The sequence below is a fragment of the Flavobacterium sp. PL02 genome (assembly GCF_035013205.1).
Classification (GTDB): Bacteria; Bacteroidota; Bacteroidia; order Flavobacteriales; family Flavobacteriaceae; genus Flavobacterium.
Window position 1 is genome coordinate 92,879 of record NZ_JAYGJP010000013.1, and the last position, 9,206, is coordinate 102,084.

Genomic DNA, 9,206 nt, shown 5'->3' on the forward strand with positions numbered 1-9,206 from the left:
AATGTCAAGTTAAAATTTTCAGATGATTGTTTTCTTCATTTTGTCTTCATATTACAGATGTAAATTTGGTGTATAAAATAAGAGATAATTAACTTTTAAATATTAGAAATCATGAGAAATTTAGTAATGTTATTAGTAGCAGTTTTAGGTACAAGTGCAATGGTTAGCGCAGCTACAACTCCGGTTAAAGCAACTCCAACAAAAGAAGTTAAAGCAACCAAACACCCAAAAGCAAAAACAGATAAAAAAACAAAATCTGAGAAAAAAGCAGCTCCAAAAGCAGAACCAATGAAAGCTAAAAAATAGATGTCGTTTTTGTTTTGCTTTAAATGAAGGTTGATAGCGGTAGGCAAAACAAAAAGGATAATTATTGATAAGGCTGATAAAGAAATTTATCAGCCTTTTTTGTTCGTACAGGCGTTAAATTTTTAATAATTAAAAAATTACGTTTTCATTATTTGCTTACTTTTAATTTATAAAATACAGTTTATGAATATTCTTATTGTCGAAGATAATAAAGAGCTTGCCATCGAGGTTAAAGATTTTTTGAGTGATGGTGGTTATGTATGTAAAATTGCTAATACGTGTAATGAAGCATTAGATGAAATTGGCGGAAATGATTATGATGCCATGCTGCTTGATTTAGGTTTGCCAGATGGAGATGGTTTTGATGTTTTAAAAGCAGTTCGAAAAACCAAATCCAAAATTGCAGTAATTGTTATTACCGCTCGTGGAGAATTAGATGACAGGATTGATGGGTTGCATCTTGGTGCCGATGATTATCTTACCAAGCCATTTGCGCTAACAGAGTTAAGTGCACGTTTGTTTGCTGTTATTCGTAGAATGCATGGGTATACTTTAAATGATTTAATAATACATGGATTTTCGTTGCAATTGCAAGATTACAAAGTAAGTTATGATGGAACGCCGATTAATTTGACCAAGAAAGAATTTGATATTTTTCAATATTTAGTATTAAATAAAAATCGTGTAATTACCAGATTACAATTAACAGAACATATTTGGGGAGATATTCTGGAGATAAATTCAGATTCGAATTTTATTGATGTTCACGTTCGTAACCTTCGAAAAAAATTAGACAAACACACTACTATTGATTGGTTTGAAACAGTAAGAAATGTTGGATATCGAATTAATACCTAGATAAAGTAATATGAAAATAAAGCATCAATTAGCCATTTTTAATGCACTAACGCGATTGTTAGTGATTTTGATTTTATGGTTAATGCTGCCTATTTTAGTTCAGAATGTGGTTTATAGACACATTAATAATGGACTTATCGAAAAAAAGAAAAAGTTTATTGAGCATTTAAATCAAAATGAAATTGATGATTTTATCGAAAATGCAGATGATTCTACTGAAACTTATTCGCAATTTTCGACTTTACATAGTGAGTTTTTGGTACTATCAAGATTGCCGAAATTACCAAATCTAGAAAAGACCACTTTTGTTAATGAGAATAGGATTATCGAAGGTGAAGAAAATGAGTATAGGATATTACGATATTATTTTACTTACGAAAATATAGGATATCAGTTAGAGATAGGAAGCAGTTTGGCGGAAATAAAAGATCTTACTTTTATTATTAAGCTCTTTATTATTATTGTCTTAGTTGTAATTGTTTTGATAACATTCTTGGCAGATACTTTTTATATAGAGTATTTACTCAAGCCTTTTTATAAAATAATAGATACTAAAATACGTAGAGTAAATGAGCCCGAAGCTTTTGATCACACTCCGATTAAAGCGCATTCGGCAGATTTTAGAGAATTAGATTCGGTTTTAAACCAAATGATGGATAGGATAGGAGAGCTTTTTAAAAAAGAAAAGCAATTTATATCCAATGTTTCTCATGAGCTTTTAACCCCGATTGCATTATTAAAAAATAAATTCGAGAACTTATTGCAAAATGAATCTTTGGATGATAATGCAGTTGATAAAATTGCAGGCTCACTCAGGACATTGGATATGCTGAAGAAAATAATAAATAACTTATTGCTAATTTCCAGAATCGAGAATAATCAATATGCCGCCAATGAAGCTATCGATTTTTATGAAATCGTAAGCGGATTGTACGATGATTTACAAGATAGGATTGATGATAAAGGATTGCAATTCTCTAATAAAATGGAGCATGATTTTAATTTTATGGGTAACAATACGCTCATGCATATCCTATTGTATAATCTAGTTACCAATGCAATAAAATATAATAAAGAGAACGGAAGTATTACTATTAGCGATGGGTTTTTAAATCAACATTACTATTTGTCTATTTCTGATTCGGGAATAGGAATGAATGAAACCCAAGTCGAAAAGATATTTAATCGATTTACCCGAATTAGCTCTGATCAGGATGGTCAAGGTTTAGGCTTGGCTATAGCCGATAGTATAGCTTCTTTTCATCATATAGAGATTAAGGTAACCTCGACTCCTAATGAGGGTACTACGTTTTTGTTATTGTTTCCAAATAGCGTCAAAGCCTAATTAAAAGTTAAAATTTTTAGGCAAGGTAAATCTTCATTTAATCTTCATTTAGCAGATATATCTTTGACCTATAAATAATGAAATAATAATAATCATAAAACTAACAATCATGAAAAAAGTATTAATGCTAGCTATAGCAGTTTTAGGAACAACAGCAATGGTAAATGCTCAAACAACTCCAGCTCAAACGACTCCAACAAAAGAAGTGAAAGCTACTAAACATGCTAAAAAGAAAGCAGATAAAAAAGCTGAAGCTACAAAAACTGAAGTAGCTAAACCAGAGGCTGCAAAAGCTAAAAAATAAGGGTTTGATTAATATTCTACTTACTATAAATTAGGGTTAATAATTTATATAAGGGGGTAGGTAGGATAATAGTTTTAGTAGGTGGAAAGCTGGTGAGTAAAATCACCAGCTTTTTTTGTTATTGTTTGCGTTAAAATTTTGATAACAAAAAGTTTTCACATATTCATTCTTTGTTACTTTGCTTAAAAATTTTTCCAATGGTCATTCGTTTTATAATTATTTGTGCTCTTTTTTTATTTATAGAGTTTTATTCTTTTCAGGCTGTTAGAACATTAATTAAGCTAAGATGGCTCCTGATAAGTTACCAAATAATAAGTTTACTACTTTTTATATTTATAATATATTCCTTTACGCAATTTGACCGTTCTATTGGGCAAACTAAGCAAACCATGTTTACAATGGGGTTGATGTTGGTCGTTTATGTACCAAAAATTGTAATAACATTAGTGCTTTTGGGCGAAGACATTTTTCGTGTAGGAGCTGGATTAGTTAATTATTTTATCGAGAATCCTAACTTAACGAAAGATAGCGTAATTCCGAGCCGAAGAAAATTTGTGAGTCAATTGGCAGTTGGTTTGGCAGCAGTTCCTTTTCTGTCTTTAATTTATGGAATTTTTGAAGGAAAATATAATTTTAAAGTAATCAGGCAAACTGTATTTTTTCCAGATTTACCAGATGCTTTTGATGGATTTACGATTACACAAATATCTGATGTGCATTCGGGAAGCTTTGATAATCCAGAGAAAATAAGCTATGCCGTTGATTTAGTAAATGAACAAAACTCGGATATGATTTTGTTTACGGGAGATATTGTTAATACGCATGCTACCGAAATGCATCCTTGGTTAGAGACTTTTAATAAAATAAAAGATCCTAAATTTGGTAAATATGCGGTTTTAGGAAATCATGATTATGGCGAATATGTTACTTGGCCATCTGAACAAAAGAAAGATGAAAACTTTAAAGCTATAAAAAGCTTATACGGACAAATTGGTTTTCAATTATTATTGAATGAACATACTTACATTCAAAAAGGAGAGGATAAAATTGCTTTGGTAGGTGTTGAAAATTGGGGACATAATTTTAAAAAAGCGGGTGATTTAAATAAAGCTTCGCAAGGTGTTCAACAAGATGATTTTAAGGTATTAATGAGTCATGATCCTAGTCATTGGGAGTATGAAATAAAAAATCATCCTAAGAATTTTCATCTTACTTTGTCAGGACATACTCATGGAATGCAGTTTGGGATTGAAATTCCGGGCTATTTTAAATGGAGCTTGGCACAATATGTGTATAAACAATGGGCTGGCTTGTATGAAAACGCAGGTCGCTATGTATATGTAAATCGTGGTTTTGGATTTCATGCTTATCCAGGACGTGTAGGGATTATGCCCGAAATAACCGTGATTGAACTAAAAAAAGGGAAGGATGTGGCATAATTCGTTAAAAATGCTACATTTGTATATAATAATCTCTTTTTAGTAGATTTAAAAAGATTAAATAGTTGATTTTATGTCAAAATTTGGAGAACTTATAAATGCTCAAGTTCCAGTGTTAATTGATTTTTACACCGATTGGAACGAATCATCTGTGTCAATGCATCCTGTAATAAAAGATGTTGCAGCTGCGCTAGGCGATAAAGCCAAAGTCATTAAAATTGATGTGGATAAAAATCAGGAATTGGCTGATGCACTAAGAATAAAAGGACTACCTACTTTAATGATTTATAAAGAAGGTCAAATGATTTGGAGGCAATCCGGCGAATTGGATGCAAATACTATTATAGGGATTGTACAAGAACAATTCTAATTTCTTCTGGATACTAAACTTGTAGTATTCTTTATATGTTTTATTAAATGACCGTATGTTTAATAAATAACATCAAATATAAAATTGTTTTCCTTTAAATAATCTAATGTTTTTGGTAATGCAAATTTAAGGTTTTGCGATGCTTTAATGCTATCGTGAAAAACAATTACGCTTCCTGATTTTACATTTTTTATTACATTCTGTAAGCACTTTTCCGGAGATATGCTTCGGTCAAAATCTGCGCTTAAAACATCCCACATTATTATTTTATACCCCAATTGGCGTAATTGTGTCGATTGTGATTTGGTGATTTTGCCATAAGGAGGACGAAAAATCTTAGGCTGAAGATTTTCAGTAGAAGATTTCTGGATTTGTTTGCCGCATAAAAGACTATTGTCTAAATACATTTTTGTGGTCGTTTTCCAGCCTTTTAAGTGGTCATAAGTGTGATTTCCTATCGAATGACCTTCGGTGATTACTTTCTTGAAAATTTCGGGGTGTTTTTCGATGTTATTGCCAATGCAAAAGAAAGTAGCTCTGGCATCGCGTTTTTTTAGTTCAGATAAAACCCATTCTGTGATTTCGGGAGTTGGACCGTCATCAAAAGTTAAATAAACCTTATTCTCCTTATTAGGGATGTCCCAATAATAGTTAGAGAAGAATCGTTTTATCAGCTTGTTCGTCTTAATCCAGTAAAAACTCATTTTCTGAAATTTTAGTTTATGTAAAAATAAAAAATGTAGCGGTATTTTTCAATAGCGCTACATTTTTTAATTATTATATTTTTAGAATATTATTTATTCTTTTTCACGACCAAATCGCTCGAAAACATTTACATAAGTATTGAAAATTGCTTTTTGCTTGTTGTAAAAAGGTAAATCTTTACTTTCTTTCATTACTTGCAATAAGCTTCTGTATCTTTCGATATCAGTAATTATATCAATAGCCAGACTTGTTTGTTCAGATGGGTCTAAATGGCTGTAATAATCTAGATTTTCTTTGTATTTGTTTATTAACTTTTCTAGTAAATCATGTGCTTTGGCTTTTTCGCCAACATCATAATATCCTTTAGCAAAAGGCTCAACTAATGAGTAATAACCAAATTTATCTAATGGCATTTTTGTCATAGCTAAATTGATAATATTTTTGGCTTTGTCAATTTTACCTTCAGTAATTAATTGTTTCATTAATCTGGAAAGATTAGTACGATACGTGATACTGTTACGTCTTGTTTCTGGATCATGATAAATTTTATCGCTTTCGCTATTACCCCAATCCCATTTCATTACGATATCATACATTTTATCGGCATCAATTTGCCCCATGTCCATTGGTCCGCCATCTTTATTAGGAACGGTTTTAATTGGTACAAGTTTATACACCATTCCGTCTAATTGTAGATAGTTTTTTAGCCATAAATAATCTTCATCATCAAAAGCACCACCACTAAAATAAATTGGTCTTTTCCAATCGTTATTAGCTAATATATCAAGCATCATTAAACGATTTTTGTATAAAGCACTTCCTTTAATATCAATGTCGATATAAGGAACAATAGAGTCGTAATACTTAGGAGCAACTACTTTATTCTTGATAATATTATCCTTGTTTATAGTAAGACGGAGTTTATTAGTTGGATAAAAGTGAATCGTTTGTCCGTTTTGCATTTCAACTGTTGACTTAGGGTTTTTTATAAAATCAATAAAACCTTTAATGTCCCAACGACTATCTATTTTTGGAATATGTGCCACATAATCTAATTTATCACCTACATATTGTTCGTGAACAAAAGATATTGGTAATGCATTCGATTCGTATGTTTTTGTTTTCATCTGATCGATATACCAATCGGTCATGAATAGACTTGTATTTACGATTTTAACATCGGTTCTTATTTTCTCTATTTCCTGAGCGTACCATAATGGGAAGGTATCATTATCTCCAATGGTATATAAAATCGCATTAGGATCGCATGAGTTTAAATACGCTTTAGCCATTGCTACAGCAGTGTATTTATTAGATCTATCATGATCATCCCAGTTTTGAGAAGCCATAAGTATCGGAGCAGCAAGTAAGCTTCCGGCAATAACTATAGGTCCGGCAATTCTTGGTGCTATATATTTCTGCAGGGTTTCATAGAGTGCGTAGACCCCAAATCCTATCCAGATTGCAAATACATAAAAGGATCCTACTAATGCATAATCTCTCTCTCGAGGTTCAAAAGGTCTTTCGTTTAGGTAAATTTTTAATGCTAAACCAGTAAATAAGAATAAAGCTAATAAGACATAGAAACTTTTTAAATCTTTATTTGCATGGTACATTAAACCGATTAAACCAAGGATGAAAGGCAAGAAGAAGTAAACATTTCTTCCTTTATTATTTAATACATCCGATGGTAAATTGTCTTGAGAACCTAAATGAATTGAATCCATAAATTTGATTCCGCTAATCCAGTTTCCATCTAAATTATCATATTTCCCTTGGGTGTCACTTTGGCGACCTACAAAGTTCCACATTAAATATCTCCAGTACATATATCCGAATTGGTATTCGAACATAAAGCTAAAGTTGTCTACAGTTGTTGGTTTTTCAACAATTAAATAATCACCATAACTTCTTAAGAATTTCACATAACCCTCATTATCAATTTGTTTTTGAGCGTATGCTTTTCTGAATTCAGTAATTGTTTTTTCAACTTCATGTCTAAGTTGAGCAGTTGCTTTGTTGAACTCATCTTCGGATAATTGACTTGGGTCGATACCGTATTTTTGCAAATCATCTTCATAAGGATAATTTGGGTTTATCTTAAATGCAGGAGGATTAGTAAAGTTAATGTAGTTTTCTACATGCTCAGTACTCCACATTCTTGGTAAAAAAGCTTTTTGTGCATCGTCAGTATTTTGTACTGCATTTTTATAATTATTGGTAATAATATATTTACCAGTTTTATAGTCTCTTTCGTAATTCGGTTTTTTGTCAAGATAAGGAGTGTTTTTATCTAATCCTGCAAAAACTTCCGTGTATTGAGGTCCGTAAAATAATGGGTTTACACCGTATTGTTCACGATTGTAATAAGCAAGTACTTCCGTCGCATCCGAAGGTTTGTTTTCGTTAATTACAGTATTAGCATTTGCTCTGATAGGTAGCATTAACCAAGTAGAGAATCCAATTAAAATGAATAAGATACAAAGAATTATAGTGTTGTAAAAAACAAGTCCTTTTTGTTTTGTGTAACGTAATCCAAAATAAAAGAAAGCGATAAAAGCTAAGGCAACAAATATAGTTCCTGAGTTAAAAGGTAATCCCATTTCGTTAACCATGAAAATCTCGGTTTTACCAAAGAAAGCCATCGTTAAAGGAAGTAATAATATGAAGATAAATAATAAGACAGCTACAACTACTATATTGGCAACAATGAAGTTTTTGATAGTAACTTTTTCGTAATTTTTAAAGAAATAAAGAAATCCAATTGCAGGAATTGTAAGTAATGCCATGAAGTGTACTCCAAAAGAAAGACCTACTACCAAAGATATAATTAGTAACCATTTATTTCCTCTTGGGGTGTTCATGTCTTGTTCCCAACGTAATCCCAACCAAAAAAGTAAAGCAATTAATAAGGATGCCATGGCGTAAACCTCTGCTTCGACAGCATTAAACCAAAAACTATCAGAAAAAGTATAAGCTAGAGCCCCTACAAAAGAACTTCCTAAAATTACAATAGCGTTATTTTGATTTACTTCGGCAAAACGACCAACTAATTTTTTAAGGATAATAGAGGACGACCAGAACATGAATAATATTGTAAAGGCACTTGAAAAAACAGACATCATATTAACCATTAATGCCACATGCTGGTTATCTATTGCAAACATTGCAAAGAAAGCACCCATCATTTGGTATAAAGGGGCACCAGGAGGGTGACCAACTTCAAGCTTTGCTGCTGTAGCGATGTACTCGCCACAATCCCAAAAACTCATGGTAGGTTCGACAGTTAGGGTGTAAGTTATTAAAGCGATTGTAAATGTTAACCAACCAATAATTGTATTCCATTTATTAAAGTTGAATTGTGCCATATTTAGGTATTAAAAATTTGTCCTTATTTTATCTTACAAAGAAAATGTTTTTTTATGTAATCAAACTAGCATTAACAAATTTTTCTAAAAAAGTAATTACAAAAACTAACATGTTGTTTTTGAATAGGTTTCGAGAAACGGCGGAGCTTTGTTCGAAAAAAAATCAATTTTTTTTCAAATTTTTGTTCAAAAAGTTTGCGCAAACTAAAAAAAGCTCTAAATTTGCACTCGCTTAACAGCACTGCTGGTCTATGGTGTAATGGTAACACAACTGTTTTTGGTGCAGTCTTTCAAGGTTCGAGTCCTTGTAGACCAACATAAGAAGCCTCTCAATCGAGAGGCTTTTTTTATGGAATTAAGTCAGATTTCTTAGGAGATTTAAAAAAAAAGGATCAGGTGCAAAAGTTGGGGATTAAGCAAAAAGATTAGATAATCTGAATAAGAAGAAATCAATATTTCTTACACCTCTAAATTGGCTTCTAAATGCTTTTATTTTTGCATTAAAAGATTC

General features: G+C 31.6%; 8 protein-coding genes and 1 tRNA gene. 7 read left to right on the top strand and 2 right to left on the bottom strand.

The features are described from left to right. Positions 1-111 precede the first annotated feature (111 nt). The 6 genes from SHI72_RS22890 to SHI72_RS22915 all read left to right on the top strand — a co-directional run bounded on the left by SHI72_RS22890 (position 112) and on the right by SHI72_RS22915 (position 4,622). Positions 112-306: a hypothetical protein gene (locus SHI72_RS22890; protein WP_039117512.1), complete on the top strand. Its 195-nt coding sequence runs from the start codon at positions 112-114 to the stop codon at positions 304-306. 183 nt (positions 307-489) lie between these two features. After that, on the top strand, positions 490-1,164 hold the full coding sequence (locus SHI72_RS22895; protein WP_086894875.1) for a response regulator transcription factor: 675 nt from the start codon (positions 490-492) through the stop codon (positions 1,162-1,164). Between the two features lie 10 nt (positions 1,165-1,174). Beyond that, positions 1,175-2,509 carry a HAMP domain-containing sensor histidine kinase gene (locus SHI72_RS22900; protein WP_323491518.1) on the top strand — a complete coding sequence of 445 codons (1,335 nt, stop codon included), beginning with the start codon at positions 1,175-1,177 and terminating at the stop codon, positions 2,507-2,509. Between the two features lie 109 nt (positions 2,510-2,618). Further along, on the top strand, positions 2,619-2,813 hold the full coding sequence (locus SHI72_RS22905; protein ID WP_039117514.1) for a hypothetical protein: 195 nt from the start codon (positions 2,619-2,621) through the stop codon (positions 2,811-2,813). 197 nt (positions 2,814-3,010) lie between these two features. After that, positions 3,011-4,252 carry a metallophosphoesterase gene (locus SHI72_RS22910; protein ID WP_323491519.1) on the top strand — a complete coding sequence of 414 codons (1,242 nt, stop codon included), beginning with the start codon at positions 3,011-3,013 and terminating at the stop codon, positions 4,250-4,252. Between the two features lie 73 nt (positions 4,253-4,325). Then, complete coding sequence (locus SHI72_RS22915; RefSeq protein WP_035623602.1) at positions 4,326-4,622, top strand: thioredoxin family protein; 297 nt, start codon at positions 4,326-4,328, stop codon at positions 4,620-4,622. 59 nt (positions 4,623-4,681) lie between these two features. Here the strand turns inward: SHI72_RS22915 and SHI72_RS22920 are convergent, their stop codons facing one another. Both SHI72_RS22920 and SHI72_RS22925 read right to left on the bottom strand, forming a co-directional pair. Beyond that, positions 4,682-5,326 (bottom strand): polysaccharide deacetylase family protein, encoded by a 645-nt coding sequence (locus SHI72_RS22920; RefSeq protein ID WP_323491520.1) that lies wholly within the window; start codon positions 5,324-5,326, stop codon positions 4,682-4,684. Between the two features lie 93 nt (positions 5,327-5,419). After that, a complete protein-coding gene (locus tag SHI72_RS22925) occupies positions 5,420-8,695 on the bottom strand; it encodes a DUF2723 domain-containing protein (RefSeq protein ID WP_323491521.1) in 3,276 nt (1,091 codons plus the stop codon). A 245-nt stretch (positions 8,696-8,940) separates the two neighbouring features. Between SHI72_RS22925 and SHI72_RS22930 the strand changes: the two genes are divergently transcribed. Then, positions 8,941-9,011 (top strand) — tRNA-Gln (locus SHI72_RS22930). Positions 9,012-9,206: the final 195 nt, after the last annotated feature.